General features: G+C 68.3%; 1 protein-coding gene. It reads right to left on the bottom strand.

Translation table 11 applies throughout. From position 1 onward, the window contains the following. On the bottom strand, positions 1 to 527 hold a 527-nt coding region (locus AC07SZ_RS35645; RefSeq protein ID WP_494917909.1), incomplete at both ends, for an aminotransferase class I/II-fold pyridoxal phosphate-dependent enzyme.

Raw genomic sequence — 527 nt, 5'->3', positions numbered from 1 at the left:
GTCGGCGTGATGCGCAGCCGCTCGGTGCCGCGCGGCACGGTCGGGTAGTTGATCGGCTGGATGTAGATGCCGTGGACGCCAAGCAGCCGGTCGCTCGCCATCTTGCAAAGCTCCGGATCGCCAACCAGCACCGGCACGATATGGGTCGCCGATTCCATCACCGGCAGGCCGGCGGCCGCCAGGATGTGTTTGGTTCGGCTCGCCTGCTGCTGCTGCGCGTCGCGCTCGGCCTGCGAACGCTTGAGATGGCGGATGGAGGCGGTGGTGGCGGCGGCGATCGCCGGCGGCAGCGCCGTGGTGAAGATGAAACCCGGCGCATAGGAGCGAACCGCGTCGATCACCGCGCTGGTGCCGGTGATGTAGCCGCCCAGCGTGCCGAACGCCTTGGCCAGTGTGCCCTGGATGATGTCGATGCGGTCGGCAAGGCCTTCGCGCTCGGTGATGCCGCCGCCGCGGGGTCCGTACATGCCCACGGCATGGACCTCGTCGATATAGGTCATGGCGTTGTAGCGCTCGGCGAGGTCGAC

Source organism: Mesorhizobium sp. GW821-FHT07A06, from assembly GCF_059419085.1.
This window is presented reverse-complemented; position numbering and strand designations above follow the sequence as displayed.